The sequence below is a fragment of the Nocardia pneumoniae NBRC 100136 genome (genome assembly GCF_000308755.1).
Lineage (GTDB): Bacteria > Actinomycetota > Actinomycetes > Mycobacteriales > Mycobacteriaceae > Nocardia > Nocardia pneumoniae.
In genome coordinates this window covers 103797-129566 of the sequence record NZ_BAGF01000016.1, presented here as the reverse complement: position 1 = coordinate 129566, position 25770 = coordinate 103797, and the positions used below count along the sequence as shown (strand labels likewise).

Sequence of the window (25770 nt, the reverse complement as noted above, 5' to 3'; positions counted from 1 at the left end):
CCTCACCGGCGCGGCAAGTTGGAGCTCTTCGGGATAGCATGCAGCGGGGCTCCCCGGCCTCGGCAACTGTGGACGGTCAGGGTTATTGCACGGCTACCGATCGACTACGGGCGTGCCGGGCTTACCAGCGCTGGTCGTGGTCGCCTGAAGTTCCTGAGTGATAGCGGTCCGAAGCACCGCCGATCGGCTCAATTCTCCAGCAGCAGGGTGACCGGACCGTCGTTCACCAGCTCGATGCGCATATGCGCGCCGAACCGGCCGGTGGCGACCGTGGCGCCCAATGCGCGCAGCGCCTGCGCGAAGGCATCGACCAGTGGTTGCGCGGTGACGCCGGGAGCGGCCGCCGACCACGAGGGGCGCCGGCCCTTGGTGGTGTCCGCATACAACGTGAATTGACTGACCACCAGAATCGGTGCGCGCAGATCCGCGGCCGAGCGCTCGTCCGCGAGTATCCGCAGCCGCCAGACCTTATCGGCCAAGGTCCTCGCGGTCGCCTCGGTGTCGGAGTGCGTCACGCCGACCAGCACGAGCAATCCGTGCGGGATGCCGTGGGCGGCCGCGTCGATGCGGCCGACGACCTGGTCGTCGACGGTCACCTGCGCCGAAACGACGCGCTGCACGAGGGCTCGCACGACTCTCGATCATGCCTTGCCACCTGGCGCGAACTTCCGTGCGGGTGTCTGCGCGTCGCCCCGCACGTGCGTACCTGCCGACCTACCACGACGGATACAGGTGCGCACGGGCGGCAACCATGACAAACTCGGTGCGCAGAAGTATGGGTGCGCGGCGGCGCGGTGGCGGAGGATCATGCTGGAAACGAGGAGCGCGATGGATCTGGACGCGTTGGAGCGCCAGATCGCGGCGGATCGGTATGCGGCACTCGACCGTTCGGTCGAATCCGAGCTGCGACTGGCCACCTCTCTCGGCGAACTCGCCAAGGGTTTGATCGCCACCAAGACCAACGGGTCGGTGCGCGACCGGACCAGGGAAGCGCTGGCGCCCGCCGAGGAAGCGGTGGCGATCCGCCTGCGCCTGCTGTCCCGGGGCCAGGTGCTGACCGCGCGCCTGGCCGGGGAGCTGAACGACGCGCTGCGCTCCTTCGAGCAGGCGGCGCGGCACAGTGGCCGCCGGGAACTGGCGACCACGACGATCCGCCGCGCCTGCGACGTCTACCGGCAAGTGGCGCGGGCACATCCGGAGGTCGCGGGTCCGTGCGCGGACGGATTGTCCAAGTGCGGCGTTTGGCTGGGCCGGCTGGACCAGGACGCAGCGGTGGCGGCCACCGAGGAGGCGGCCCGCATTCGCGCCGGTCTCGCCGCGGCGAACCCCGACCTGTCCGGCAAGTACCTGGCCAGCCTGAGCACGCTGCTGCGCACGCTGATGATCGGTCGTTCGCGCAAGCAGGCCATCGCCATGTATCGGGAACGGTATGCCGCGCTCACCTCGACCAGCATGTCGATCCGATTGCGCGCGTGCGGCATCCAGGACCTCGATCTCACCCCCAAGTCGCACCGGGCGCTGGTCGAGCTGAACTGCCGCACCCTGGAGCAGGCCGGGAGGCTGACCCAGCAGCAGATCATGTTCAAGTCCTCCGGCGATCTGTCCACCGTCGAAGAGATCAACTGGAAGCTGGCCCTGGTCGGGCTGCGACCGCTCGCACCCGGCGCGGAGCAAGACCAGCCGTCGATGCCGGTGCACATCGGCGCCACCTTCGGCGCGCTGAGCGTCTACTGCCCGGAACGGGATGCCATCTCCCAGGTGCGCGCCGCGATCATCGCGGCATACGCCATCGATGACGCCTACCCCCTCGACCGCGAGAGCTATCTCGGTAAGCACGAGTCGAAGTTGACGACCGGCGAGCCCGAGCTGAACACCTCGGCCACCCTCGGCGACGACATCGTGCTGATCGATCAGCCCTACGGCGGCTGGGTGACGGTCCTGAGCCTGAACTGGGAGCTCACGCCGGTGGCGAAACACCCACTGGCACTGCGGCTGTCGCAGGACTGGCCGGTGGCGGCCATCACCGTCACCGAGAACGTGGCCTATGAGCTGTGCTGGTACGAGCACGGCGCGGCCACCCAGTACGCCGCGCTCGGTCGTCCAGCCGGACAGGCCCCCCTCGACAAGCCGCTCGCGCCACTGGACTTCGAGACGCTGGCCCTCTACAACCCCGATCGGGCGACCGAGAGCAAACTGCGCGCGGCCTTCGGCAACACGAAGGCGTTCGCCAACCTGACCTATCTGCCCGACAGCGGGCTGCGCCAAATCAGTGTCCACACGCCGCTGTCCGAGCACGGCGACCGTGTGCTGTTCTTCCGCACGACTCCCTGACCTCAGGAAGCTCCCGGTGCGGCCGATTCGCTCAAACGGCGCGCCGGTCGGGTCGGCGTGAACAAAACTGCCGGAGGTCCGGACTCCTCTTCCGCACAGGTCATTTGACCAGGTAGTACGTAGTCCGACGTAGATATGGCACTTCGCGACCCCCCGCGTACCAATTACCGAAACTAATGGTAACCGGTATGTGTACAAATCTCGCGAACTAATTGAACGGAACGTTTATCTTCCACCATGGAGTGCTCTACTGAGACAGCGCCCAAAGGTGAGTCGGATCACAGCACTGATGCCACATCACCGGCCGGGCGGCTCAGAAACAGTCAGACGAAGTTACCCGAGGGCCCCCATGGACCAGATGGCGTTGGCGGATACCCCGACCGCCCGATGCGCCTACTATCGACACACTTGCGACCTGCCCGCCGGAGTCCATCCGGAGATCGGCCGAATCACCGTCCGCGCCGGATTCGTCGGCGCGATCACGATGCCGGCCACGCTCGGCCGAAGGGTTCGCGATGATCTCGCCGACCGCCGAATCGCACTCGGTCCGATCATCTGCCACGAACGGTCCGAACGATGGACCTTCCTGATCCGTCCCGACCTATCCGACGACGTTCGGCTGTTCGCTGAACTGTTCCGCCACAACGTCTCGATCGTGCCCTCAGGCGGCGAGATCGCACTGCCATCGCCCGACGATGCCAACGCGCGGTATCGGCACTGGATCGTTGCACCGCGCAACGGTTTCCGCCCCTCCGGCTCGTCCATCGTCGAGGCCATCCGGTCCTGCGCGAAAGCGGGGAAGCGATGACCACCGGCGCACTGCCCGCGAAGCATCAGGTGCTGCAAGCATGCCGAGGTGAACTCCACGAAGGCAACCCGTTGCTGCGCTGTGCGCACGAGCTCACCACGTTGCACGAGCGCAGGCTCAGCGCGGGATGCGAGTCGTTGAACGAGATCGACGCGCTGCGCGCGAGGCTGGTTCGCGATATCGACCGCTGGATCACGGTGCAGCTGCCGCCAGCGCACGGCGCGGCGCACGTGCACACCGAAACCATGGGCGCGGTGATCGACCGCCTGGCCCAGCTCACCGCGCACGCCTACGCGGCGCTGACCAGCTCCTCGGAATGGGATCTGTGGGACGCCTGGCAGCGCTTGGCCGAACTCGCCGTCGGCTACGACGACCTGGCCGCCGAGGTCTGCGCGGGCGTCCGGCGACTACCGGGCGCCTCCTAGGGCTCCGCGGCGGCGTCCCATCCACAGGGTGGGACGCCGTCCGCATGTCATGGGCCGACTCGCTACCTACGCATACGAAATACGCACTCCACAGCGGTTTCCGCCGCTGCCAACGGCCCGGCGCACCGGCCGCACCGACTCGAACCGCGTGGTGCGCCAAGCCGATTCGAGTAGCGATCTACTCACGTGCCCCTGGCCGGACCGGCCATACGCTGACGGCATCGTTCAGGACAGGTTCGGCACGAAGGAGGAACACATCCCGCACCGGCACCGCCGCGGGCATACCGCTTCGGTCGGACGCACAGGACGCGGGTGCAAGGAACGACGTCACCGATCCAGCGCGAGCTGGGTATCGTCCGGTGATCCGCGGTCGGCGCATGGTGCCGAGACCGCGCACGCGGCGAGATCGACCAGGATGCCTGGCGTCGGTGCGGCTCGGATCCTCGCCGCGCAGCGTCACCGCATCGGGACGTCCGACCGGCTTCGCCGGGAGCTACTCGGGACGCGGAGTCAGGATCCGCGGCCCGTCCTCGGTGACGGCGACAGTGTGCTCCCAATGTGCCGCACGACTGCCGTCCACGGTGACCACGGTCCAGTCGTCGTCGAGCACCTTGGTCTGGGTGGTGCCGAGCGTCAGCATCGGCTCGATCGCGAGAACCGATCCGACGACCAGCTTCGGGCCCTTGCCGGGCTCGCCTTCGTTGGCGAGGAAGGGATCGAGGTGCATTTCCCGGCCGATGGCGTGCCCACCGTAACCGTCGACGATGCCGTAGGCCCGCCCGTGTTCCTTCTCGGCCGCGCGGGTGCCCAGTTCGATGGCGTGCGAGACGTCGGTCAGCCGGTTACCGGGCAGCATCGCCGCGATACCGGCCTCCATCGACAGTCTGGTCGCCTCGCTGAGCAACCGGTCGGCCTCGATGATCGTGCCGACGCCGAAGGTCCAGGCCGAATCACCGTGCCAGCCGTCGAGGATCGCCCCGCAGTCGATGGACACCAGGTCGCCTTCGGCGAGAATCTCCTCGCCCGTCGGAATCCCGTGCACCACGCGGTCGTTCACCGACGCGCAGATGGACGCGGGAAAACCGTGGTAGCCCTTGAACGAGGGCACCGCGCCCGCGTCCCGGATCACCTGCTCGGCGACCTCGTCCAGTTCCAGGGTGGACACCCCGGGCTTGGCGGCAGCGCGCACGGCGACTAGGGCCTGACCGACGATCGCGCCGGCGGCCGCCATGGCATCCAGTTCACCAGCCGTCCGGAACGGCACGACCTTCTTCTTGCGGTGGAAGACCATGCGGCCTCAGTACTCCATCGTGAGCGGCATCAGTGGCCGAGCGCACGCAGTGCGCGCGTGTTGACGTCGTCGACCTCGCCGACGCCGTCCACCGAGACGACCAGGCCGTCGTAGTGCTGCAGCAGCGGCTCGGTCTCCTCGCGGTACACCCGGAGCCGGTTGCGGATCACGTCTTCGTTGTCGTCGGCGCGGCCGCGGGCGAGCATCCGCTCCACCACCGTGTCCTCCGGTACGACGAAGCACAGCACCGCGTCGAGCTTGGTGTCCATGTCCTTGAGGATCTTCTCCAGCGCGTCGGCCTGGTCCACCGTGCGGGGGTAGCCGTCGAGCACGAAACCGTTGGCGGCGTCGGGCTCGTTGACCCGCGCCTCGACCATCCGGTTGGTCACGTCGCTGGGCACCAGATCGCCCGCGTCCATGTACTTCTGTGCTTCCCGACCCAGCGGCGTCTGCTGGCTGATATTCGCGCGGAACAGGTCCCCGGTGGAGATGTGCGGAACGCCCAGCTTCTCCGACAGCAGGACAGCCTGGGTGCCTTTACCGGCGCCCGGCGGACCGAGCAGTACAACTCTCACTTGAGGAACCCTTCGTAATTTCGATTCATCAGCTGGCTCTCGATCTGCTTCACGGTGTCCAAACCGACGCTCACCATGATCAGCACCGCGGTACCGCCGAACGGGAGGTTCTGGACGCCACCGGAAGCACCGATATCGAGGAACACGTTCGGCAGCACAGCCACCAGACCGAGATAGATCGAGCCGGGGAGCGTGATACGGCTCAGGACGAAGTTGAGATAGTCGGCCGTCGGCTTGCCGGGGCGATAGCCCGGGATGAAGCCGCCGAACTTCTTCATCTCGTCGGCGCGCTCCTCCGGGTTGAAGGTGATCGCGACGTAGAAGTAGGTGAAGAACACGATCAGACTGAAGTAGATCGCGATATAGACCGGGTTGCCCGGATTCACCAGGTATTTCTGGATGATCTCCTGCCACCAGCTCGGATTCGGGTCGTTCTGCGACGAGGTCAGCTGCGCCACCAGGTTGGGCAGATACAGCAGCGACGACGCGAAGATGACCGGGATGACGCCCGCCTGGTTCACCTTCAACGGCAGGTAGGTCGAGGAGCCGCCGTACATCTTCCGGCCGACCACGCGCTTGGCGTACTGGACCGGGATCCTGCGCTGGCCCTGCTCGACGAAGATCACGGCGGTGACGATCGCCAGCGCGGCGACACACACCAGGCCGAACACCAGGCCGCCCCGGCTGTCCAGGATGGCCTTGCCCTCGGTCGGGATGCGGGCGGCGATACCCGCGAAGATCAGCAGCGACATACCGTTGCCGATGCCGCGCTCGGTGATCTGCTCGCCGAACCACATCACCAGCGCCGCACCCGCGGTCATCACGAGCACGATGATGATCATGCCGAAGATGCTGGTGTCGGCGAGGATGTCCTTTTGGCAGCCTTGCAGCAGCTGCCCGCGGGCCGCCAGCGCGACCAGACCCGTTGCCTGCAGGATCGCCAGCGCGATCGACAGGTACCGGGTGTACTGCGTCATCTTGTTCTGGCCTGCCTGGCCTTCCTTGCGCAGTTCCTCGAACCGCGGGATGACGACGGTGAGCAGCTGGATGATGATGCTCGCGGTGATGTAGGGCATGATGCCGATCGCGAAGACCGACAGCTGCAGCAGCGCACCACCGGAGAAGAGGTTGATCAGCTGGTAGATGCCGGCGGATTCACCACCGGAGACCAGGTCGATGCACTCCTGGACCGCCTTGTAGTCGACGCCGGGGGAGGGCAGCGACGCACCGGCGCGGTACAACGCGACCAACCCCAGCGTGAAGAGAATCTTCCGCCGTAAGTCCGGAGTCCGGAAGGCCGATACGAAGGCGGAAAGCACTGATCCTCCTGGCGCGAACGACATGGTCATGACATGGGTTGTTCAGCTATATCAGTCCCTGCTGGTCATAGGAGGGACGCCGAAAAACCATGACGAGGCTTGGCAGACAACAATTGAACTCTAACAGTGGCACCGGACGAGCCTTCACTCGTCCGGTGCCACTACTTGCAGAGTACCGTCAGCCCAGCTCGGTGACGGTGCCACCGGCGGCGGTGATCTTCTCCTTCGCCGAGCCGGTGACCTTGTCCACGGTGACCTGGACCGCGACGCCGATCTCACCGTCGCCGAGGACCTTGACCAGCCGGTTCTTCCGAACCGCGCCGGCGGCAACGAGCTCGGCCTTGCCGACCTCGCCGCCCTCGGGGAACAGCTTGGCGATGGCGCCGACGTTCACGACCTGGTATTCCGTGCGGAACGGGTTCGTGAAGCCCTTGAGCTTGGGCAGCCGCATGTGAATCGGCATCTGCCCACCCTCGAAGGCGGCAGGCACGTTCTTGCGCGCCTTGGTGCCCTTGGTACCACGGCCCGCGGTCTTGCCCTTGGAGCCCTCACCGCGACCCACTCGGATCTTCTCGGTCTTGGCGCCGGGAGCCGGACGCAGGTGATGCAACTTGATGGTCATGTCAGACCTCCTCAACGGTCACGAGGTGGCGCACGACGTTGATCAGCCCACGGTTCTGGGCGTTGTCCTCGCGGACGACGGTCTTGCGAATACCACGCAGACCGAGCGTCCGCAGACTGTCCCGCTGATTCTTCTTGGCGCCGATCGAACTCTTGATCTGGGTCACCTTGAGATCTGCCATTACTTGACACCTCCGGCAGCCTGAGCGCGCGCACGCAGCATGCCGGCAGGAGCGACGTCCTCGAGCGGCAGGCCACGGCGAGCCGCGACCTCTTCCGGACGCTGCAGCTGCTTGAGGGCAGTGACAGTCGCGTGCACGACGTTGATGGCGTTGTCGCTGCCGAGCGACTTCGCCAGAATGTCATGGATACCGGCGCATTCCAGCACGGCACGAGCCGCGCCACCGGCGATCACACCGGTACCCGGCGAGGCCGGACGCAGCATGACCACACCGGCGGCCGCCTCACCCTGAACCGGGTGGGTGATGGTGGAGCCGATCATCGGGACGCGGAAGAAGTTCTTGCGAGCCTCCTCGACACCCTTCTGGATGGCCGCGGGAACTTCCTTGGCCTTGCCGTAGCCGACGCCGACCAGACCGTTGCCGTCACCGACGATCACCAGGGCGGTGAAGCTGAAGCGCCGACCACCCTTCACGACCTTGGAGACGCGGTTGATCGCGACGACCCGCTCGAGCTGGTTCTTCTCGGCGGCACTCTCGCGGCGGTCACCGCCACCACGACGGTCGCCGCCACCGCGACGATCGCCGCGGCCGCCCTCGGGGGCACTGCCATTCTGTCCGGCGGGTCCGCTTCCGCCGTCACGCCTCTGACGTCCCGGCATCAGACGTTCCTTCCGTTCTTGTTGGTCACGATCATCAGAATTTCAACCCACCTTCGCGAGCGGCGTCGGCCAGTGCGGCGATCCGGCCGTGGTAGTCGTGGCCACCACGGTCGAACACGACGGCCTCGACACCGGCGGCCTTGGCACGCTCGGCGAGCAGCTCGCCGACCCGCTTGCTCTTGGCCGACTTGTCGCCGTCCACCGCGCGCACATCGGGCTCGATGGTGGAGGCGGCGGCGATGGTCTTGCCGACCGAGTCGTCCACCAGCTGTGCGTGCAGGTGCCGCGAGGAGCGGTTGACCACCAGGCGCGGACGCTCGGGGGTGCCCACGACCTTCTTGCGCAGGCGGAAGTGACGGCGCGCCCTGGACAGGCGGCGCTGGGTCGACACGTCCTTGCCGAGGGGGACGCGCTTGGCCTTCTGGTTTGCGGTTTGCGCCATGATCACTTACCCGTCTTTCCGACCTTGCGGCGAACGACCTCGCCGGCGTAGCGGATGCCCTTGCCCTTGTACGGGTCGGGCTTGCGCAGGCCGTGGATGACCGCCGAAATCTGGCCGACCTTCTGCTTGTCGATTCCGGACACCGAGAACTTGGTGGGCGATTCCACCGCGAACGTGATGCCCTCGGGCGCCTCGATCGGCACCGGGTGGCTGTAGCCGAGGGCGAACTCGAGGTTCTGGCCCTTCAGCGCGACACGGTAACCGACGCCGAAGATTTCCATCTTCTTCTCGTAGCCCTGGGTCACACCGACGATCATGTTCGACACGAGGGTGCGGGTCAGGCCGTGCAGCGCGCGGCTGCGGCGCTCGTCGTCCGGACGGGCGACCTGGAGCTGGCCGTCTTCCTTGGCGATGGTGATCGGCTCGGCGACGGTCAGCGACAGGGTGCCCTTGGGCCCCTTCACCGACACGTCTTGGCCGTCGATGGTGACATCGACACCGGCCGGGATGGCGATGGGCTTCTTACCAATACGCGACATAGTCCTGACCTCCCTTACCAGACGTAAGCGAGGACTTCGCCGCCCACGCCCTGCTGAGCCGCCTGCTTGTCGGTCAGCAGGCCGGAGGACGTGGAGATGATCGCCACGCCGAGGCCGCCGAGCACCTTGGGCAGGTTGGTGGATTTCGCGTACACGCGCAGACCGGGCTTGGAGACACGGCGCACGCCGGCGAGGCTGCGCTCGCGGCTGGGGCCGTACTTGAGGTCGACGACGAGGGTCTTGCCCACGGCCGCGTCCTCGGTCCGGTAGTCGGCGATGTAGCCCTCGCGCTTGAGGATCTCGGCGATGTTCGCCTTGAGCTTCGAGTGCGGAGCCTTCACCTGATCGTGGTACGCCGAGTTGGCGTTGCGCAGACGTGTCAGAAAGTCTGCGATCGGATCAGTCATGGTCATGGTTCGACCTAGACACCTTTCTCGCCGCGGTTCCCATACAGCGCCGACATGCGTTTGGGCAGGTCAGCGGTGGGCCTACGACAATTCGGATGGTCCGGCCTGCACTTGCCGACCGGATAAGGTATGTATCGCCCGAGCGCACGCATGCAGGCATGGAGGTGCCCAGGCAACCGCTCTAGTGTAGGCAAGGGCGTCATCAGGACAAAATCGGGGTCCAGCGGGGACGTCTTCGCGCCTGGCTGATGACCAGCAGAAACAGCCCGCCGCCCGGCTAGCATGGGACCATGTCGAGTCCAGGCATCGAACGACCCGACCTCCCCGAGTACATGACCTGGGAGGAGCTCGAGCAGCTGCCCGAGGAGATCGCGGGGCAGATCGAACTGTGGGAGGGGCGCGTTGTCTGGCTACGACGCGGGCCTGCCGAACATCAAGAGTTCACCAACCTCCTCTGGAGCGGACTCCGCCGATGCGCGCGCGAGGAGATGGCCGCGGACCCGAAGCAGTGCTGGCGCGTCCACACCGAGACAAACATATTCTTCGGATCATCCGGAAAGTCCGATTTCGTGACACCGGGCTTCCTGGTACACCGCTGCCTTCCGAAGCCGTACCAAGATGTTCGTGCAGCTGATGTACTTCTGGTCGGCGAGGTTCTTTCCCCGTCGAACACTCAGACCGACATGTACGACAAGCAGGCACGCTACGCCAAGGCGGGCATCCCCTGGTACTGGGAGGTGACGCTAGAGCGCGCGGCGAGCGCCATCGCGGTGGTCCGCGCTTTCGCACTGGAGACCACCCACGGCAAGCTTCCTTCCGGCGTGCACCCACTGCGCCCGGCCAACTACCTGATGACCGGCGAGTGGTCCCCGAAGGATTCCGACGCCATCACCATCGACTTCCCGTTCCCGATCCACATCCCCTGGTCGGACCTCGAATTCTGAGTGATCGAGCCGACGGCTAGCGGACCAAGTCGGCGAAACTGATATCCCCGAGCACCACATGCTCCAAACGGACGAACCCGTCGCGGTGCAGCCGGTGCAGGCGGTATTCGGCGGCGTGGGCGTCGAGCCGGAATTCCCGCACCTCTTCGATATCGAACTTGGTGTCGAGAACGACAACCAGGTAGAGCGGAATACCTGCGCGGGCGTACTGAGCCTTTTTGTCCAGCAGATCTTCGGCGGCAGTGGACGGCGAAGACACCTCCACGACGATCAGCGCATCACTAGCCTCCGGCTTCGCTCCGCGCTCAGGCAAGCAGCGATACACAGTCACATCCGGTCTCCGAAAGGTGAACTTCGGTACCCGCCAGAGCACCACGTCTATATCGGTCTCGACTCGGATGCACGGTTCAGTGCTCGGCAACTCCTCGATCGAGCCAGCCAAGCGGCGTGCCACGCGATTATGCTCGGGCACCGGCGATTCGCAGACGATCACGTGCCCGTGCACGACCTCGATCTCGCGCGCGACACCCTCGGGCAGCTGACGGTACTGCTCCTCGGTCATCTCATGCGGCAGGTGGTCCGGCGCCTGGATCGTCATGATCAGAGCCTAGCTGGCACGAGCACTGGATGCTTCGCTGAACATCGCGATCGACGCCGACGACGCCCGCGTCAGTTTCACACCACACAGCAGCGCGGCATAGCACTGGCGCGTCGACTTCGAGATTCGTTCTCGGACGGACGGCCCATATGCCACAGTGCTCACATGCCTGTCGTGCGCACCTTCGTCTACGCCGATGCCGACGACTTGGCCGTCATCAAGGACGCAGCAGCGCGCAGCGCTGTAAGCGAGGCGGAGATCATCCGCCACGCAATACACTTGGCCGCGCTGCGGGTGCGCCGTCGTTCGAAGCCGTGACGTCTGAGGCGTTTCGCGAGCGGTGATCCCAAGCTTGCCGAACGCGTCGACGACCTTCTCAGCGACGATTCGACCGGCCGATACACACGTCACGGTTCCACATACAGCCGTTCGCACGGCAATCTCGCCAATCCAATTGCACTGCCGGGAATTACGGCAATATCGGCGGCGGCGCGAACAGCGCACCACTCCCGCACGAACCGCATGGCCGCCGTGTGGCAAGCGGCGAAGTCCAGGCTGATGCCGCCGAGCAGGACGCGTATGTGAACGTCTGGCTCGTGTGGGCACGGGCTGGTCACGGTTCCAGATCGTTCGTGCCCCGCTCCGAATGCGTATGCCGCGCGATGCCGCGCGGAATCCGTAACCGTACGCGCCGAGCCGCCACCGCTTCCACCATGGCGTTGAACCCGTCCCAGTGCCGCACGTGATGGAGCACCTGGTCTTCGGTGATTCCGCCGGATTGCCGCTCCTCACGTCGGCATCGCACGAAGTCCGCGGTAAGCAGACTCACCATCTCCCCGTACGAATAGTGCAGCTCATGCGCATCCGGGCCCGGCTGGTAGCCGTGCAGGAGTGCCGCCGCAACCATGTCCTCGACGTGCCGGTCGATAGCCCAGATATGCAGATCCATCAGATCCGCCAGCCGACGGCTCATCGGTCGCCCCGGCCTCCCGTTCTCGTAGTGCCGAACCCACACTCCGAGCAGCCCCACGGCCGCCACCATCATCGCGTCCGTAGGCTCGGTACGAGCGTTGAAGAGGTCGAAGAAGGTGCGAGTACCGGGCAGACGCAGCTCAGCCTGCGGTATTGCGACCCAGCCATGCGGCCCTGTCATCGCTGCTCGTCTTCGATCCGCTGAATGATCTCGCTGGCCGGTACCGACTCATCCGGATCGCCGCCGAGGTCGATCACCCACGGCAACACCCAAAAGAGCAATATCAATACCCCGGCGACCGCAGCCATGACGACCAGGACAACCGCAAGTTCGGACATTCGCTGAACCCCCTGACGCTATGTGTGTTGTTGGGTAGCGCCCGGCGCCCGAGAGTTCGAGGACTCGACCGGGCGCCGGGGCTGTACATGAGGTTGGCTCAGGCGAAGCGACCGCATAGGCACAGACCGTGTCCCTGTTCGAAACCCGGAGTTGCCGTTGTCCGAGTAGCCTGAGCAGCGAAACCTTCATTTGGCCAACGGCTTAGGGAGAGCCCGCCATGGTTCATCACGAGTTCGGTCAGCGATTGCGGCGGCTGCGCGAGCAGGCCGGGATGACCCGTGCGGTTCTGGGTGAACTCGCTGGGCGTTCCGCGAGCTGGGTGAAGGCGGTCGAGAACGGGCGACTTCAGCAACCACGTCTTCCGATGCTGATCCGGCTGGCGGACATCCTCGATATCAACGACCTGAGGGAGTTGACGGGCGAGCAAGCGCTCTCGCGGGCAAGCTACGGCAAGACTGTGCATCCCGCTCTTGCGAAGGTGACCGAGGCGTTGGCGTCCTATCCAGTCGCGACGAGCAGCGACGATCCCGACCTATCTCCCGCAGCGCTGACGGCTCGCACTCGACAGGCGTGGACACTGTGGCACGGAGCGGCCTACCAGCGCTCGGCCGTGGCGACGGTCCTGCCGGACCTCCTGCGAGATGCCCGGATCGCCGTGCGCCAACACGACGGGAACGAGCGGCGGAAGGCGCTCTCCACGCTGGCGCAGGTCTACCACCTCACTCAGCTCTATCTGTCGTTTCAGCCGCCTGCGTCCCTGATATTGATGTCCGGTGACCGCGCGATGACCGCCGCGCAGGATGCCGACGACCCGTACGCCATGGCCGCAGCGGCCTGGTACGTCAATCACGTCTACCGAGACGCTGGCGAACAGCACGATGCCCGTGTCGCGCTCGCACATGAGGTTTCCGGTCTACTCAGCCCCGAGAAGGCTGGCAACGACCTGGCGCTGTGGGGTTTGCTCAGGCTCGCGATGGCACTGTCGTACGCGAAAGTCGGCCGAGAAGGCGATGCGCTGCGATACTGGGATGAGGCCGACAGGGCGGCACGTGCCCTCGGTGACGAGTACAACCACCCATGGTTGATCTTCGGCCGCTCCATGGTCGACGCGTACATGATCACCATCCAGGCCGATTTGATGCATCCCGGTTACGCGATCCAGCAAGCCAGCAAAGTCGATTTGACCACGATGCCTTCCGCGACCAGGCGCAGCTTCCACACCGCCGAAATCGCACGCGCACACCACATGCGGGACGAATCTTTAGCCGCCGTCTCACTACTTACCAAGGCGCACAAGGAATCCCCCGACACGTTCGGCTTCTCCCTCTTCGCTCGATCGGCTGTACCCGATCTGGTAGAGCACGGCGGCGCGACCGTGCGACCAGACGCCGAAAAACTCGCCTCCGTCCTGCGCCTGACCACATAGGCACTAACCCGCGGAGCGCCCGCTGCTACAAGCGCTGTCGTCACCACACGGGCAGTGACACAAGGATCGAAACGCCCAGGCCGAGCCAGGAGATCGCGACGCCTGTTCCGAACTGCCGAGCCCTGCCCTTCAACAGCAGCAGGACGACGACTATCACTACCTCGGCAGCCAAGACGAAGGCGTATAGGAAGAGCAGGTAGTACGCCGTGGCGATCAGGGGAACCGCGTTGACCAGCATGGCCACCGAGCATCCGGCGAAGAACGCTCGGCCGAATCCGGAGGTCGAACTTTCGTCCTCGTCAGCGGAAGCGACCGCGATCCAGATCGCAACCAGGGGCAGTTCCAGGGGAAAGAACCGCAGTGCCGGTACGCAAAGCAGCACCGAGGAGGCTGTGATCACGCCGAGCGCGACACCTCTGTATCTCGGAGAACTGGACCATGCCAGTCCAACTCCAACGAGCGCGCCGACAGCGGATATAGCTAAGTAACAGCCGACAGGTGGCTCGTTGCGATCCGGGTAAGCCACCGCCATCGCGGCTGCCACGGCGATCAGCTGAGGAATGAACCACAGCGAAGTAGTCCAAGTCGCGGCAGTCCAATACCCGGAACCCGTCCGCAGAGCGCGGAGGCCAACCATCGTTCACACTCCTCTGAGACATGAGCCGCAGCCCCTTGGTGCTGAATCGGACGGCGGAGCTCACCGGCCCAACGGATGATCGTTCTCGGTAATCGTGCGAACCGACGGAGCCTTGTCCGGCGTTCCAGCCGCAGTGCCTGGAAGATCAGTCGTCACCGGGAAGCCGGGAGGCTGATCACCCGGGTATTCCTGGTACGTCCTGAACTGGTCGAAGATGTTCGGATCGGTACCGGGAAGCTCATGATGGAACGGCAGGTTCACCCCCGGGCCCCACGAACGGCCGGACGCCGCCGGGTCCACGGCTGCCCTGACAATCAGCGGTTGACCTGCTGAGCTGAGTCGCGAAACGCGCTGCGGCGGAGATGATCCGCCGCAGCGCCCTGCTTGGTATCAACCCGATCACCTGCTGCGCCAGTCTCGACTTCTGGCCCACCGCCCCGTGGATTCCACATGCCGAGGCATCCCATTCACATCTCGCTCCAAAGTTTGTTCTTTTGCGTCGCAGTTTTATTGTGAGGCAGCGATTCCCGGTTCCGGCCGTTCGGTATGCCGCTGTGGCCGACACTGTGCGGGCACACGTCAGCCGTGTCCGTGTGGGACCGAACGCACCATGGGAGACATCATGACCGAGCCCGTCGCTCAGCTGCCTACCGCTGGAGAGGTGGTTTTCGATACCTTCGACAGGATCAGCCGACGTGGTCCGGTCGTTCCGGTCGAACTGCCCGGCAAGGTCGTGGTCTGGGTCGCGGTGAGCCACAAGGCGGTGAGCGAAGTTCTCGCCGGTGACGGCACCGTGTTGAGCAAGAATCCGCGCAACTGTCCTGCGCTGCAGGACGGCACGATTCCAGCCGACTGGCCGTTGCGCGCGCTCACCGATATCGATCACATGATCAACATGGACGGTGCGGAACATCGACGGCTGCGGAAGACGATCAGCCAGGCGTTCACCCCCCGCAGAGTCGCCGCGCTCGAGCCTCGAATCCAGCAGATCGCCACCGAGCTCATCGACGATATTCCCCACCACAACGCCGAAATCGATATCGTCTCCAGATACACCACCCCTCTGCCGGTTCGGGTGATCGGCGAACTGTTCGGTGTACCGGCATCGGAACAACAACAATTCCGGATCTGGGCGTCCACGGTCATGTCGCATCTGAGCACCGGCGACGAGATTCAGGCCGCGATGGCGGGCATGCTCGGATACCTCGCCGAACTCCTCGACCGCAAACGGCGCACACCCGGCGACGACCTCACCTCCGCTCTGCTGGAGGCCAATGAAGCGAACGGTTTGACCGACGACGAACTGGTCAACATGTTGTGGTTGGTGCTCATGGCCGGACACGAAACCACCGTGCACCTGCTCGGCAACGCGGTCATCACGCTGTGCACCCATCCCGAGGAGCTCGCCAAAGCCCAGGCCGAAGACCGGTGGAAGGACGTCGTGGAGGAGATGCTGCGCTTCCGCTCTTCGGTCGCCGCTATTCTTCCCACTCGGTATGCCCTGCAAGACATCACCATCGCCGGCGTAGAAATTCCCGCGGGAGCCATGGTGGGGTGGTATGGCGGCGTCGGGCGGGACCCGGAACACTATCCGGACGCCGGTACCTTCGACATCGACCGCGATCACCGAGACCAGCTGGCGTTCGGCCGGGGACCACATGTCTGCCTCGGCGCTCATCTGGCCCGGCTGGAAAGCCACATCGCCTTGTCCACGCTGTTCAACCGATTCCCGCGATTGCGCCTGGCTTGTGACCCCACCCAGGTCTACGGTCCGAATTTCATCACCTGCGGGCCACTCACACTTCCCGTGCTGCTCGAACCCAGCGCGTAGGACGGATCCCGCTGTTCCCCTCCCAACGCTGGGATCTGCCAGACGCTACGCGTCACCGCCAAACGGTGTTGAATAGTAAAGTTCCGAATGAGACATCTGCCAAGGCATCATCATGATGTATTCCGATCTTGTTATGGAGGACACTGACGAGTGGGAGGCGCTCAGCAACGGCTTTCTACCGGCTATTGCCCGGGTTCGTGATCCGCGCAACTGGTGGATCCGTGCCACCGTGCAGGACACGGCCGCTCACACCCTCCTGCGCATCGACCAACGCGGTGAGCGTCTGGCATGGCGGACTCCATCGCACACCCGGCAGGGCGGCAACGACTATTGGTTCGTTCTGCCACAGCGGGGTGTCGGGGGTGTGCATATCTTCGAAATGAACGACACGGTAACGCGTGTTACACCCGGTGGCTCACTGCTGATACGCCCAGATCGGCCGTTTCGGTACTACATGCCACGCATGGTGGTGCACGCAGTTCGCATACCGCGTACTGATCTGGATAATCGCCTGTCGTCCGCCGGACCCCCACATACGGCACCCGATATGGAGTCCGGCCTCGGCCGGATCGTGCAAAGCCTGATCCGTGAAACGCATTCCGAGAAATCCAACCTCACGGATTGGGAATTCAATGCCGTCTGCGATCGGATCATCGAGCTGCTGTGCATGATGTTGCTCGGCGATATGGGCCCGCAACAAAGCCACCTGACCGAAACGGCCGCGGCTGTCCGCCAGTACGTGCGGGAGCATGTCGGTGTCGGGGACTTGGGGCTGCCTGCGGTGGCTTCAGCTCTCGGCTGGTCACCTCGTCAGCTGCGGCTCGCCCTCCATCAGGCCGGGACCACCTACCGGGAGGTGCGGCAGGACGAAGCGCTGCGCGCCGCGCGTGACCTGCTCTCCCAACCAGGGAAGACCACGACCATCAGCGAGGTGGCGGCACGTTGCGGTTTCACCCAAACATGGTTCTCCCAAGCATTCAAGACCCGATATGGCGAAACACCCCGAGACTTCCAGAAACGCCGGTCGAGGGAATTGACCGATCGACCGGCATCGGGCATCGAAGGACCTGAATCAGCCGAGGCGACGATGCGCCGCTACGCCACAATGTCGCCGCCCCCGCGCTCTCCGAGTTGGTCGGATCAGGTCGGCACCGCCCTGGAAGCCGCCCTGGCCGAAGGTACGTTCTCGCTGGGGCAGGTCGCCCGCCGCCTCGAGGTCGGGCCACGGACACTGCAACGCCGGTTGGCCGACGAAGGAACAACGTGGAGCCAAGAGCTGGGCAAGGCACGTCGACGGAAACAGGACAACACCACCACGACGTAGGGCCCGCTGAGCAGATCGCGACAGGACGAACTCCTCGGCTACGACGACGAGCGGGATGTGCGACGGAGCCAGGTCGAGGGTGGAGCCCGAGAGAGCACCGGCGTTCGACTCGTCGCGCCGCCGGGTAACTGTCGGCAGTGAAGCCGCGAAATCGCCGCACATCGAGGCGGTTCGAAGCGGTGCAGCCGGAATGTTCATCAGTTCAGGCACATATTCCGGCGGTGGTGGGACGAAAGCACCCGAGCACGGATTTAAAGAACTGCCGCCGATCCAGTTCGCGGCAGTCGCCCGATGCGGCGGCGGGGTCGGCGGCGGCATTCGCTCTCAGTTTGCCGAACCTCATGTCGTATCGAAATACCCTGCTGCTCAATCGGTTCCACATTGTGGACAATGTCACAAGGTTTGCCTTGACGGGCGTGCAGTCGCTACCAATAGTGCGTTCGGTTCACACGATGCGACGTTCGATTCGTCCACGTCGGGGGGGATCGGGGGTCGGGAGGGAGAATGAATTCAATGTTCTATCGCGCTGCAATGCGTATCGGTCGTAAGGCGCTCATCGGTGCGCTGCCGCTGGCCGTGGCGACTACATTCGCCGGCGCCGGAGCCGCATCGGCCACCAACTACGCCGATCAGCAGGCGCGGTTGGCCCAGGCGATGTCGACATCGGGCACGTCCGCGGACATCGGCTACCACACCACGGTCGCGCCGGACCTGCGCAGCGTGTCCGCCACGCTCGATGCAGGCACGTTCCAGCTCGGTGAGACCTCGATCAAGGTCGTGGACAAGGCCGGCGCGGCGGTCACCGAGCTTCCGCGCACGCTGGCCACGCCGTCCGGTACCACTATCGCCCTGGATGCCAAGGTGTCCGAGGACGGCCGCACGCTGTCGGTGACGACACCTGAGGTCTCGGCCGCGACGGGCGCGGAACTGAAGGACATCGCGACCAATCCGGGGGCGCAGTACCCGGATCCGGTCATGAACGGTGCGGCCGCGGGCGCGGGCGTCGGCGCGATCGCCGCCCTCATCACCTGCATTCCGACCGTGGCGGCCTTCGTCGTCGGTTACGTGCTGTGCGCCGCGGTCGGCGTGGTGACCACCGCCATCCTGGGCGCCGTGGTCGGCGCGGTCGTGGGTACGGTCGCGCCCGATGTCATTCCGCAGGTGCTGCCCTGACAATCAGCGATTGACCTGCTGAGCTGAAGTCGCGAAAGGCGCTGCGGCGGAGACGATCCGCCGCAGCGCCTTTCTTCGGGTCGTCTGCGATTCGCTACTCGGCGCAGGCTCGATGGTCACACCGTCGCCGCGCGGGAGTCAACGGGAAGATCACATCGGGTACACCGGATGCTTGCGCGGGTTGAACTCCGGCTTGACCTTCGGCTTGTCCCGCAACAGGCGCAGCGCGTTCCGGATCTCCAGACGGGTGCGCGCCGGTTCGATGACCGCGTCGATGTAGCCGCGTTCGGCGGCGATCCACGGGGTGGCGATCGTCTCGTTGTACTGGTTGATCATGAACTCGCGCGCCGCTGCCCGATGCTCCTCCGGCACCGCCTCCAATTGCCGCTTGCCGATGAGGTCGACCGCGCTTTCGGCGCCGATCACAGCGATCCGGGCCGTCGGCCAGGCGAAACTGATATCGGCGCCCACCTGTCGGGCCGCCATCATGCCGTAGGCGCCACCGTAGGACTTGCGCACGACCAGGTTGATGATCGGGACCGTTGCCTCGATGATCGCACGCGGGACCCGCCCGCCGCGGATGATCACACCGCTGGCTTCCTGCTCGAGGCCCGGCAGCACGCCCGGGGTGTCCGCGACGAACACCAGCGGGATGTTGAACGCGTCGCAGAGCCGGATGAAGTAGGTCGACTTGTCCGAGCAGGCGGCGTCAATGGAACCACCAAGCACCAACGGCTGGTTGGCGATCACACCGACCGGATAGCCGTCGACCCTGGCGAACCCGGTGATCAGATTCGGGGCGAACGCGGCGCGGATTTCGTGAAATTCACCGTCATCGAAGATCCGCAGCAGGATCTCATGCATGTCGTAACCGGCGCGATCGGAATCCGGGATGATCGTGTCGAGCTCCCGATCGGAAGCAGTGATCTCCGGCTCCAGGCCGGGGTTCACAATCGGCGGCTGCTCGAGACAGCTCGTCGGCATATAGCTCAAGTAGTTCCGCGCCCACTCGTAGGCTTCCTGCTCGGTGTCGGCCACGTGATGCAGGGTGCCGCGTTCGGCCTGTACCTCGGCGCCACCGAGCTCCTCGGCGGTGACGTCTTCACCGTTGACGGCTTTGATCACCTCCGGCCCGGTGACGAACATGTAGGAATCCTTGGTGCCGATGAGCACGTCGGTGTTGATCGGCCCGTACACCGAACCCGCTGCGCACTTGCCGAGAATGATCGACACCTGTGGCACATACCCGGACAGTTTCTCCAACACCCGGGAAATATCACCGAACGAAGCGATCGAACCCACCGCGTCCTGGATACGCGCACCGCCGGAATCATTGATCGTCACCACCGGGCATGCGTTGTCGAACGCGAGTTGCAGCGCCCGCATGAACTTTCGGGCGGACGTGATACCGACCGACCCGCCGTACACTGTCTGATCGTGGGCGATCACCACTACCGGACGGCCCCCGATCAGACCGCGACCGGTGACCAGCCCGTCACCGTAGAGAGCATCCGGTCGGCCGGGCTGACGAGCCAACGCACCGGTCTCGATGAACGTCCCGCGGTCGAGCAGCATGTCCACACGCTGGCGAACGCTCGGAACGCCCTTCTTCTCCCGCTTGGCGGCACCGGCCTCACCCGCCGGTTCCGCAGCGATCGTCAGGATCTTGACCAGTTCCTCGAGCTTCGCCTCGGTACCTGTCACGCTCGCCGCCACCTTCCGAACCAAATGTTGTGCCCCCGAGACGTTAAGCGGTGTCGACACAGAACGTGTCATCGAACCGGATATCCGGGACAAATCACAGCCGAGACCGGCCGCACATCACATCCCGAAGAGTCCGAACACAGTCAGGGGAAGGACTGGCAAGACGCCGTTCCAGGGCGGTTGACGCGGTGATCGCCTCGAGCGACTCGAAGGCCCGGTTGCGGGGGCCGACAGTCCGCTATAGACGCCGAGGGCACGGACTCGATGTGAGTCCGTGCCCTCGCCGTCTTGTTATCCGGGTGCGCTCACGAGGAGCGCGAGCTCACCAGGAGCTCTTGTGCACGCCCGGCAGTTCGCCCCGGTGCGCCATTTCGCGCAGGCACACGCGGCAGAGGCCGAACTTGCGGTAGACCGCGTGGGGGCGGCCGCACCGCTGGCAGCGGGTGTAGGCGCGGACCGCGAACTTCGGCTTGGCGTTGGCTTTGTTGACCAGTGCTTTCTTTGCCATGTGCTCAGTTCTCCTTGAACGGGAAGCCGAGGTGCTTGAGCAGGGCACGGCCTTCTTCGTTGTTGGTCGCGGTGGTCACGACGGTGATGTCCATGCCGCGCGGGCGGTCGATCTTGTCCACGTCGATCTCGTGGAACATCGACTGCTCGCTGAGGCCGAATGTGTAGTTGCCGTTGCCGTCGAACTGCTTCGGCGACAGGCCGCGGAAGTCACGGATACGCGGCAGCGCGATGGACACCAGGCGGTCGAGGAACTCCCACATCCGGTCGCCACGCAGGGTGACCTTGGCGCCGATCGGCATGCCCTCACGCAGCTTGAACTGCGCGATCGACTTGGTCGCCTTGCGGATCTCCGGCTTCTGGCCGGTGATCAGCGCCAGGTCGTTGACCGCGCCGTTGATCAGCTTCGCGTCGCGGGCGGCGTCGCCGACACCCATGTTGACGACGACCTTCACCACGCCGGGGATCTGCATCACGTTGGCGTAGTTGAATTCCTTGTTCAGCGCGTCCTTGATCTCCTCGCGGTAGCGCTGCTTCAGCCGGGGCTGCACTTTTTCGGTCGTGGTCATGTCAGATGTCCTTCCCGTTCTTCCGGGAGATCCGGACCCGCTTGCCGCTCTCCTCGTCGGTCCGGTAGCCGACCCGGGTCGGCTTGCCGTCGGAGTCGACGACCATCACGTTGGACACGTGGATCGGAGCTTCCTGGGTCACGATGCCGCCGGAGGAGGCGCCGCGCTGGGTGGCGGAGTTCGCGACGTGCTTCTTGATCCGGTTCACGCCCTCGACGAGAACCCGGTTCTCCTTCGGGTAGGCCTGGATGACCTTGCCCTTGGCACCCTTGTCCTTGCCCGAGATGACGAGCACGGTGTCGCCCTTGTGCACCTTCATGTCAGAGCACCTCCGGGGCCAGCGAGACGATCTTCATGAACTTCTTGTCGCGCAGCTCGCGGCCGACCGGGCCGAAGATGCGAGTGCCGCGCGGGTCGTTGTCGGCCTTGATGAGCACGGCCGCGTTCTCGTCGAAACGGATGTAGGAACCGTCCGGACGGCGGCGCTCCTTGGTGGTGCGCACGACGACCGCTTTCACGACATCACCCCGCTTGACGTTGCCGCCGGGGATGGCGTCCTTCACGGTAGCGACGATGACGTCGCCGATACCGGCATAGCGACGCGACGAACCGCCGAGAACGCGGATGCAGAGAATCTCCTTCGCACCCGTGTTGTCGGCGACGCGCAGTCGCGACTCCTGCTGAATCACTTCAGCGTCCTCCTTGACCTGGACGTTTAGCACGCCGGATTGCCGACCCGACGGGCATGGTCGGTTGCCCTCCGGACGCGCGCCTGCCAGCGGTTTTCCTCGATCTGAGCGATAACGCGGAACCAACCACTGGGGGTTCACTGCCGGATTGCGGGCACAGCTCCCGCAGGCAACCGGTCTAGTGTATGGGAATCCGCAGGTCGTTCCCAAATCGGGCGGTCGCCGAGGCGCGGGCCGTCCCACCTGGGCCACGTTTCCGGGCTGGACCGGCCCCACGCCGGTAGCCTCGATGTCCTGCAAGGCTGCCTTACGTACATCTGCGGCAACGCCGCGTCGGGGAGAGGACTCTCGTGACATCAACCGGTCGTCCAGGCAAGCTGGACCGTCGTGCGTTCCTGATCGCGCTCGGGGCCGTCCCGGCCGCCGCCGCGCTGGTCGCCTGCTCGAACGATGCCGAACCGACGAGCCGGACGCTCACCGGTGTGGACATGGGCGGGGCGGACGAGACGATCCGGCCGCAGGACGACCTGTACCGGCACGTCAACGGCAAGTGGCTGCGGGAATACCAGCTGCCGCCGGACAAGGTCGCCTTCGGCTCCACGAGCGAGGCCGCCGAGCGGACCCAGCAGCAGTTGCGGGAGATCATCGAGGGCATCGCGGACCCGAAGCCGGGCTCGGAGGCGCAGCAGATCAAGGACCTGTACGACGCGCGCCTGGACTGGGACGAGATCGAGCGGCTCGGCATGACTCCGCTGGCGGGGCTGTTCGCCAAGATCGACGGCGCCGCGACCAAGGCGGACCTGGCGAAGGTGATGGCCGAGCTGCCGATCGGTGGTCTGATCGGCCTTGGCATCGGCGTCGACCGGAAGAACTCCGACGCCTACATTCCTTCCGTCGGCCAGTCCGGTCTCGGGCTCGGTGAGCAGTACTACCGCAAGCCCGAGTACGCCGAGGTGCTCGCGCAGTATCGGATCTTCCTCGAGCGCATCGCGGCGGGCGCCGGGTTCGCCGATCCGGCCGGTATCGCTGCGCGCGTGTTCGACCTGGAGAAGCGCATCGCTCCCGCGCACTGGGACAACGTGCGCAACCGCGACACCGACGCGACGTACAACCTCTACAACTGGGCCGATATGACCGCACTCGCGCCGGGGTTCGACTGGGACCCGTGGCTGGCGGGGAACACCGACCGCCCGCGCGAGCTGTTCGCGACGATCGTCGTCAACCAGCCGTCCTACATCACGGCGGCGGGTCAGCTGTGGACCGAGGTCGACATCGCCACGTGGCGGGACTATCTCAAGCTGTACGTGCTGCGGGAATTCGCGCCTTACCTGCCCAAAGCCATCAACGACGCGAATTTCGAATTCAAGGGCAAGGTGCTCAACGGTCAGGACGAGCGCCCGGAACGCTGGAAGTACGGGGTCGGCATCGTCGACGAACGGCTCGGCGAACAGCTCGGGAAACTCTATGTGGACAAGCATTTTCCGCCGGAGGCCAAGGAGCGCGCCAAGGAAATGCTCGCCGATGTCATCGCGGCGTACCGGGAGAACTTCACCAACTCCACCTGGATGTCGCCCGCGACCAGGGCGGCGTCGCTGGCGAAACTGGACAAGATCGATCCCAAGATCGGCTACCCGGACAAGTGGATCGACTACTCCAAGCTGAAGATCACCAGGGGCAAGCTGATCGAATCCTTGCTGGCGATCAATGACTTCGAGGTCAAGCGGGCCTTCGCGCGCTTGGGCACCCCGGTCGACAAGACCGAATGGGGCATGTCGCCGCAGACGGTGAACGCCTACTACTCGGCGACCTCCAACCAGATCGTCTTCCCGGCCGCATACCTCCAGCCGCCGTTCTTCGACAAGGACGCGCTGCCCGCGGTCAACTTCGGCGCGGTCGGATCGACCATCGGCCACGAAATCGGCCACGGCTTCGACGACCAGGGCTCCAAGTACGACGGCGACGGCAATCGCCGCGACTGGTGGACTCCCGAGGACCGCGCCGCGTTCGACGCGAAAGCCAAGCAGCTGGTCGAGCAGTACAACGTGCTGGTTCCCGAGGGGCTCGAGCCGAACCAGCACGTCAACGGGGAGCTCACCGTCGGGGAGAACCTCGCCGACCTCCGGGGACTCCAGATCACGCTGGCCGCCTTCCGCATCGCCGAAAAACGCCGCGGGGTCGACAACCCCGACTACCGCACCATGTTCCTGTCCTGGGCCCGCAGCTGGCGGGAGAAGCAGACGAAGGAACTCACCGTCCGCTACCTCGCGGCCGACACCCACTCGCCCGCCGAATTCCGCTGCAACCAGGTCGTGCGCAACTTGGAGGAGTTCTACAAGACGTTCGACGTGAAGGAAGGCGACAAACTCTTCCTGCCCGCCGATCAACGCGTCACGTTCTGATAGCCGAGCGGAGTGGAGTGGCGGCTCAGGTGAGCCTCCGAGCCACGATTTCGCTGCGCTCGATCGATCGCGCACCGGATGGGCGCCGTGAAGTGGTGCGGGTGGTGGTAAACGTCGGCCGCGGTGGCGTAATAGATGGTCCAGCCTTCGGTGGTCAGCCAGTTGTGACGCGGGTTATCACGCATCGCGGCATTCGGCCCGGAATGCCATGCGGCGCTGTCGTATTCCAGGCCGATCCGCCAATGCCGCCATCCGAGATCAATGCGGCGGAGTCCGTCCCGGGTCGGCACCTCGAGTTGCGGCTCGGGCGGCGGTAGGCCCGCGTCGATGCAGCACAGCCGGGCGCGCGACTCCATGGGCGACTCGGCCCTGCCGTCCGCCAGCTCGATCAACTCGGCGGCTTGTCGACGACCGCGCCGACCGGTGTGCTTGTCGATTTCGTCGGCGATCGCGGTGCGCGAGATCCCGCTGCGCAGCGCCGCGTCCAGGGTGGCCAGCGCGTCCAGGCGGGTCAGGACGCGGGCGAGGTCCGCGGCGGTACGGACGGCATTCGTGACTACCGTCCCGCGGACCAACGCCAGCTCCGCGGGATCGACTCGATCGCGGTGCACGACGAGCCGGGCGGAGCGCGAGGCTTGGACGCCGAGAACATCGGTCGGCTGACCCGCGAGGACCGCGAACCCGTGCAGCTCGGCGGCGGTGTTGTAGGCCGCGGCCAGTGACACCAGTCCTATGGACAAACGTGCCGCCTCGACGCGGAGTTCGGGGCCCGGCGGGGTGGTTGCCTCGCGGTACACCCCCTGGAAGACCCGCACCCACTGCCCGCGGTCGATCCGAGCGCGTAGCTCGGCACCGGTGTACTCGCACAGCACCTGTCGCGTGGTGAACACGCCGAACTGCTTGTCCCGCAACTGCTCCAAGCCGGGTCGCATGCACCCAGCCTGCTTCACCACCCGCTCCACCCACCGCACCCCACCAGCACTTCCCCGGCCCCTGTGGATACCCAGCCGGGTGTGGATTCCTCAGCGAACGTAATGAAAAGGTTGTTCGGGCGGCCG

31 protein-coding genes are annotated in these 25770 nt (G+C 65.3%); 10 read left to right on the top strand and 21 right to left on the bottom strand.

The window, feature by feature from the left end; genetic code table 11:
* Positions 1-188: 188 nt before the first annotated feature.
* On the bottom strand, positions 189-632 hold the full coding sequence (gene dtd, locus ON34_RS03945) for a D-aminoacyl-tRNA deacylase (RefSeq protein WP_040774351.1): 444 nt from the start codon (positions 630-632) through the stop codon (positions 189-191).
* A 175-nt stretch (positions 633-807) separates the two neighbouring features.
* Between dtd and ON34_RS03940 the strand changes: the two genes are divergently transcribed.
* From ON34_RS03940 to ON34_RS03930, 3 genes are all read left to right on the top strand, one after another.
* The gene (locus ON34_RS03940) at positions 808-2331 is read left to right on the top strand and encodes a hypothetical protein (protein WP_245547872.1); all 1524 of its coding nucleotides are present in this window, start codon (positions 808-810) and stop codon (positions 2329-2331) included.
* A 358-nt stretch (positions 2332-2689) separates the two neighbouring features.
* A complete protein-coding gene (locus tag ON34_RS03935; protein WP_245547871.1) occupies positions 2690-3139 on the top strand; it encodes a DNA-directed RNA polymerase subunit beta in 450 nt (149 codons plus the stop codon).
* The gene (locus ON34_RS03930; RefSeq protein ID WP_040774345.1) at positions 3136-3564 is read left to right on the top strand and encodes a DUF4254 domain-containing protein; all 429 of its coding nucleotides are present in this window, start codon (positions 3136-3138) and stop codon (positions 3562-3564) included. Before ON34_RS03935 ends, ON34_RS03930 begins: the two co-directional genes overlap by 4 nt.
* 493 nt (positions 3565-4057) lie before the next feature.
* On the opposite strand, the gene map is transcribed toward ON34_RS03930, so the two are convergent.
* The 9 genes from map to rpsH all read right to left on the bottom strand — a co-directional run bounded on the left by map (position 4058) and on the right by rpsH (position 9605).
* Positions 4058-4855: a type I methionyl aminopeptidase gene (map, locus tag ON34_RS03925; protein WP_040774344.1), complete on the bottom strand. Its 798-nt coding sequence runs from the start codon at positions 4853-4855 to the stop codon at positions 4058-4060.
* Positions 4856-4884: 29 nt separating this feature from the next.
* Entirely contained in the window at positions 4885-5430 is a 546-nt protein-coding gene (locus ON34_RS03920) for an adenylate kinase (protein ID WP_040774342.1), read from the bottom strand.
* Positions 5427-6749, bottom strand: coding sequence for a preprotein translocase subunit SecY (gene secY, locus ON34_RS03915; RefSeq protein ID WP_040774439.1), 1323 nt, complete (start codon positions 6747-6749; stop codon positions 5427-5429). Before secY ends, ON34_RS03920 begins: the two co-directional genes overlap by 4 nt.
* A gap of 178 nt (positions 6750-6927) precedes the next feature.
* Positions 6928-7371: a 50S ribosomal protein L15 gene (gene rplO / locus ON34_RS03910; RefSeq protein WP_040774340.1), complete on the bottom strand. Its 444-nt coding sequence runs from the start codon at positions 7369-7371 to the stop codon at positions 6928-6930.
* Between the two features lies 1 nt (position 7372).
* The gene (gene rpmD, locus ON34_RS03905; RefSeq protein ID WP_039795559.1) at positions 7373-7552 is read right to left on the bottom strand and encodes a 50S ribosomal protein L30; all 180 of its coding nucleotides are present in this window, start codon (positions 7550-7552) and stop codon (positions 7373-7375) included.
* Entirely contained in the window at positions 7552-8211 is a 660-nt protein-coding gene (gene rpsE / locus ON34_RS03900; RefSeq protein ID WP_040774339.1) for a 30S ribosomal protein S5, read from the bottom strand. Before rpsE ends, rpmD begins: the two co-directional genes overlap by 1 nt.
* A gap of 34 nt (positions 8212-8245) precedes the next feature.
* On the bottom strand, positions 8246-8653 hold the full coding sequence (rplR, locus tag ON34_RS03895; protein ID WP_040774338.1) for a 50S ribosomal protein L18: 408 nt from the start codon (positions 8651-8653) through the stop codon (positions 8246-8248).
* Between the two features lie 2 nt (positions 8654-8655).
* Positions 8656-9192, bottom strand: a complete 537-nt coding sequence (gene rplF, locus ON34_RS03890) for a 50S ribosomal protein L6 (RefSeq protein ID WP_040774335.1) — start codon at positions 9190-9192, stop codon at positions 8656-8658.
* Positions 9193-9206: 14 nt separating this feature from the next.
* A complete protein-coding gene (gene rpsH / locus ON34_RS03885) occupies positions 9207-9605 on the bottom strand; it encodes a 30S ribosomal protein S8 (RefSeq protein WP_040774332.1) in 399 nt (132 codons plus the stop codon).
* Between the two features lie 284 nt (positions 9606-9889).
* On the opposite strand from rpsH, the gene ON34_RS03880 reads away from it, so the two are divergent.
* The gene (locus tag ON34_RS03880; protein ID WP_051022123.1) at positions 9890-10543 is read left to right on the top strand and encodes a Uma2 family endonuclease; all 654 of its coding nucleotides are present in this window, start codon (positions 9890-9892) and stop codon (positions 10541-10543) included.
* A gap of 16 nt (positions 10544-10559) precedes the next feature.
* Here ON34_RS03880 and ON34_RS03875 read toward each other — a convergent pair whose 3' ends face one another.
* Positions 10560-11141: a Uma2 family endonuclease gene (locus ON34_RS03875; RefSeq protein WP_051022122.1), complete on the bottom strand. Its 582-nt coding sequence runs from the start codon at positions 11139-11141 to the stop codon at positions 10560-10562.
* Between the two features lie 165 nt (positions 11142-11306).
* Here ON34_RS03875 and ON34_RS35760 point away from each other — a divergent pair, with 165 nt between their 5' ends.
* The gene (locus ON34_RS35760; RefSeq protein WP_157172160.1) at positions 11307-11459 is read left to right on the top strand and encodes a ribbon-helix-helix domain-containing protein; all 153 of its coding nucleotides are present in this window, start codon (positions 11307-11309) and stop codon (positions 11457-11459) included.
* A gap of 295 nt (positions 11460-11754) precedes the next feature.
* On the opposite strand, the gene ON34_RS03870 is transcribed toward ON34_RS35760, so the two are convergent.
* Both ON34_RS03870 and ON34_RS38005 read right to left on the bottom strand, forming a co-directional pair.
* Positions 11755-12294, bottom strand: coding sequence for a hypothetical protein (locus tag ON34_RS03870; RefSeq protein WP_040774324.1), 540 nt, complete (start codon positions 12292-12294; stop codon positions 11755-11757).
* Complete coding sequence (locus ON34_RS38005) at positions 12291-12422, bottom strand: hypothetical protein (protein WP_281032433.1); 132 nt, start codon at positions 12420-12422, stop codon at positions 12291-12293. The genes ON34_RS03870 and ON34_RS38005 overlap by 4 nt, the downstream gene beginning before the upstream one ends.
* Before the next feature lie 248 nt (positions 12423-12670).
* Here ON34_RS38005 and ON34_RS03865 point away from each other — a divergent pair, with 248 nt between their 5' ends.
* Complete coding sequence (locus tag ON34_RS03865; protein ID WP_040774317.1) at positions 12671-13879, top strand: helix-turn-helix domain-containing protein; 1209 nt, start codon at positions 12671-12673, stop codon at positions 13877-13879.
* Between the two features lie 40 nt (positions 13880-13919).
* On the opposite strand, the gene ON34_RS03860 is transcribed toward ON34_RS03865, so the two are convergent.
* Both ON34_RS03860 and ON34_RS03855 read right to left on the bottom strand, forming a co-directional pair.
* Positions 13920-14279, bottom strand: coding sequence for a hypothetical protein (locus ON34_RS03860; protein ID WP_040774314.1), 360 nt, complete (start codon positions 14277-14279; stop codon positions 13920-13922).
* A gap of 297 nt (positions 14280-14576) precedes the next feature.
* Entirely contained in the window at positions 14577-14777 is a 201-nt protein-coding gene (locus ON34_RS03855) for a hypothetical protein (protein ID WP_040774307.1), read from the bottom strand.
* A gap of 361 nt (positions 14778-15138) precedes the next feature.
* Between ON34_RS03855 and ON34_RS03850 the strand changes: the two genes are divergently transcribed.
* The 3 genes from ON34_RS03850 to ON34_RS03840 all read left to right on the top strand — a co-directional run bounded on the left by ON34_RS03850 (position 15139) and on the right by ON34_RS03840 (position 18844).
* Positions 15139-16347 carry a cytochrome P450 family protein gene (locus ON34_RS03850; protein WP_157172158.1) on the top strand — a complete coding sequence of 403 codons (1209 nt, stop codon included), beginning with the start codon at positions 15139-15141 and terminating at the stop codon, positions 16345-16347.
* A gap of 112 nt (positions 16348-16459) precedes the next feature.
* Positions 16460-17671: a helix-turn-helix transcriptional regulator gene (locus ON34_RS33305; RefSeq protein ID WP_083889124.1), complete on the top strand. Its 1212-nt coding sequence runs from the start codon at positions 16460-16462 to the stop codon at positions 17669-17671.
* A 531-nt stretch (positions 17672-18202) separates the two neighbouring features.
* A complete protein-coding gene (locus ON34_RS03840; protein WP_157172157.1) occupies positions 18203-18844 on the top strand; it encodes a DUF8020 domain-containing protein in 642 nt (213 codons plus the stop codon).
* A gap of 150 nt (positions 18845-18994) precedes the next feature.
* On the opposite strand, the gene ON34_RS03835 is transcribed toward ON34_RS03840, so the two are convergent.
* The 5 genes from ON34_RS03835 to rplN all read right to left on the bottom strand — a co-directional run bounded on the left by ON34_RS03835 (position 18995) and on the right by rplN (position 22313).
* Positions 18995-20548: an acyl-CoA carboxylase subunit beta gene (locus tag ON34_RS03835; protein ID WP_040774429.1), complete on the bottom strand. Its 1554-nt coding sequence runs from the start codon at positions 20546-20548 to the stop codon at positions 18995-18997.
* A 322-nt stretch (positions 20549-20870) separates the two neighbouring features.
* Positions 20871-21056, bottom strand: coding sequence for a type Z 30S ribosomal protein S14 (locus tag ON34_RS03830; RefSeq protein ID WP_014981705.1), 186 nt, complete (start codon positions 21054-21056; stop codon positions 20871-20873).
* A gap of 4 nt (positions 21057-21060) precedes the next feature.
* Positions 21061-21624, bottom strand: coding sequence for a 50S ribosomal protein L5 (rplE, locus tag ON34_RS03825; protein ID WP_040774297.1), 564 nt, complete (start codon positions 21622-21624; stop codon positions 21061-21063).
* 1 nt (position 21625) lies between these two features.
* Positions 21626-21943, bottom strand: a complete 318-nt coding sequence (gene rplX, locus ON34_RS03820; RefSeq protein ID WP_040774295.1) for a 50S ribosomal protein L24 — start codon at positions 21941-21943, stop codon at positions 21626-21628.
* 1 nt (position 21944) lies between these two features.
* Positions 21945-22313: a 50S ribosomal protein L14 gene (rplN, locus tag ON34_RS03815; RefSeq protein WP_014349098.1), complete on the bottom strand. Its 369-nt coding sequence runs from the start codon at positions 22311-22313 to the stop codon at positions 21945-21947.
* Positions 22314-22663: 350 nt separating this feature from the next.
* Here rplN and ON34_RS03810 point away from each other — a divergent pair, with 350 nt between their 5' ends.
* Positions 22664-24712 (top strand): M13 family metallopeptidase, encoded by a 2049-nt coding sequence (locus ON34_RS03810; RefSeq protein ID WP_040774293.1) that lies wholly within the window; start codon positions 22664-22666, stop codon positions 24710-24712.
* Here ON34_RS03810 and ON34_RS03805 read toward each other — a convergent pair.
* Positions 24694-25644, bottom strand: coding sequence for a type IV toxin-antitoxin system AbiEi family antitoxin domain-containing protein (locus tag ON34_RS03805; protein WP_051022120.1), 951 nt, complete (start codon positions 25642-25644; stop codon positions 24694-24696). The genes ON34_RS03810 and ON34_RS03805 overlap by 19 nt on opposite strands.
* Between the last annotated feature and the right edge of the window lie 126 nt (positions 25645-25770).

Coding starts and splice junctions, on each gene's coding strand:
- rplF (WP_040774335.1), bottom strand. CDS start 9,192: ATGTCGCGTATTGGTAAGAAGCCCATCGCCATCCCGGCCGGTGTCGAT.
- ON34_RS03880 (WP_051022123.1), top strand. CDS start 9,890: ATGTCGAGTCCAGGCATCGAACGACCCGACCTCCCCGAGTACATGACC.
- ON34_RS03940 (WP_245547872.1), top strand. CDS start 808: ATGCTGGAAACGAGGAGCGCGATGGATCTGGACGCGTTGGAGCGCCAG.
- rpsH (WP_040774332.1), bottom strand. CDS start 9,605: ATGACCATGACTGATCCGATCGCAGACTTTCTGACACGTCTGCGCAAC.
- ON34_RS33305 (WP_083889124.1), top strand. CDS start 16,460: ATGATGTATTCCGATCTTGTTATGGAGGACACTGACGAGTGGGAGGCG.
- ON34_RS03840 (WP_157172157.1), top strand. CDS start 18,203: ATGCGTATCGGTCGTAAGGCGCTCATCGGTGCGCTGCCGCTGGCCGTG.
- ON34_RS03870 (WP_040774324.1), bottom strand. CDS start 12,294: ATGACAGGGCCGCATGGCTGGGTCGCAATACCGCAGGCTGAGCTGCGT.
- rplO (WP_040774340.1), bottom strand. CDS start 7,371: ATGACCATCAAGTTGCATCACCTGCGTCCGGCTCCCGGCGCCAAGACC.
- map (WP_040774344.1), bottom strand. CDS start 4,855: ATGGTCTTCCACCGCAAGAAGAAGGTCGTGCCGTTCCGGACGGCTGGT.
- ON34_RS03930 (WP_040774345.1), top strand. CDS start 3,136: ATGACCACCGGCGCACTGCCCGCGAAGCATCAGGTGCTGCAAGCATGC.
- ON34_RS38005 (WP_281032433.1), bottom strand. CDS start 12,422: ATGGCTGCGGTCGCCGGGGTATTGATATTGCTCTTTTGGGTGTTGCCG.
- ON34_RS35760 (WP_157172160.1), top strand. CDS start 11,307: ATGCCTGTCGTGCGCACCTTCGTCTACGCCGATGCCGACGACTTGGCC.
- rplX (WP_040774295.1), bottom strand. CDS start 21,943: ATGAAGGTGCACAAGGGCGACACCGTGCTCGTCATCTCGGGCAAGGAC.
- rpsE (WP_040774339.1), bottom strand. CDS start 8,211: ATGCCGGGACGTCAGAGGCGTGACGGCGGAAGCGGACCCGCCGGACAG.
- ON34_RS03935 (WP_245547871.1), top strand. CDS start 2,690: ATGGCGTTGGCGGATACCCCGACCGCCCGATGCGCCTACTATCGACAC.
- ON34_RS03865 (WP_040774317.1), top strand. CDS start 12,671: ATGGTTCATCACGAGTTCGGTCAGCGATTGCGGCGGCTGCGCGAGCAG.
- ON34_RS03875 (WP_051022122.1), bottom strand. CDS start 11,141: ATGACGATCCAGGCGCCGGACCACCTGCCGCATGAGATGACCGAGGAG.
- rplR (WP_040774338.1), bottom strand. CDS start 8,653: ATGGCGCAAACCGCAAACCAGAAGGCCAAGCGCGTCCCCCTCGGCAAG.
- ON34_RS03805 (WP_051022120.1), bottom strand. CDS start 25,644: ATGCGACCCGGCTTGGAGCAGTTGCGGGACAAGCAGTTCGGCGTGTTC.
- ON34_RS03850 (WP_157172158.1), top strand. CDS start 15,139: ATGACCGAGCCCGTCGCTCAGCTGCCTACCGCTGGAGAGGTGGTTTTC.
- rpmD (WP_039795559.1), bottom strand. CDS start 7,552: ATGGCAGATCTCAAGGTGACCCAGATCAAGAGTTCGATCGGCGCCAAG.
- rplE (WP_040774297.1), bottom strand. CDS start 21,624: ATGACCACGACCGAAAAAGTGCAGCCCCGGCTGAAGCAGCGCTACCGC.
- ON34_RS03830 (WP_014981705.1), bottom strand. CDS start 21,056: ATGGCAAAGAAAGCACTGGTCAACAAAGCCAACGCCAAGCCGAAGTTC.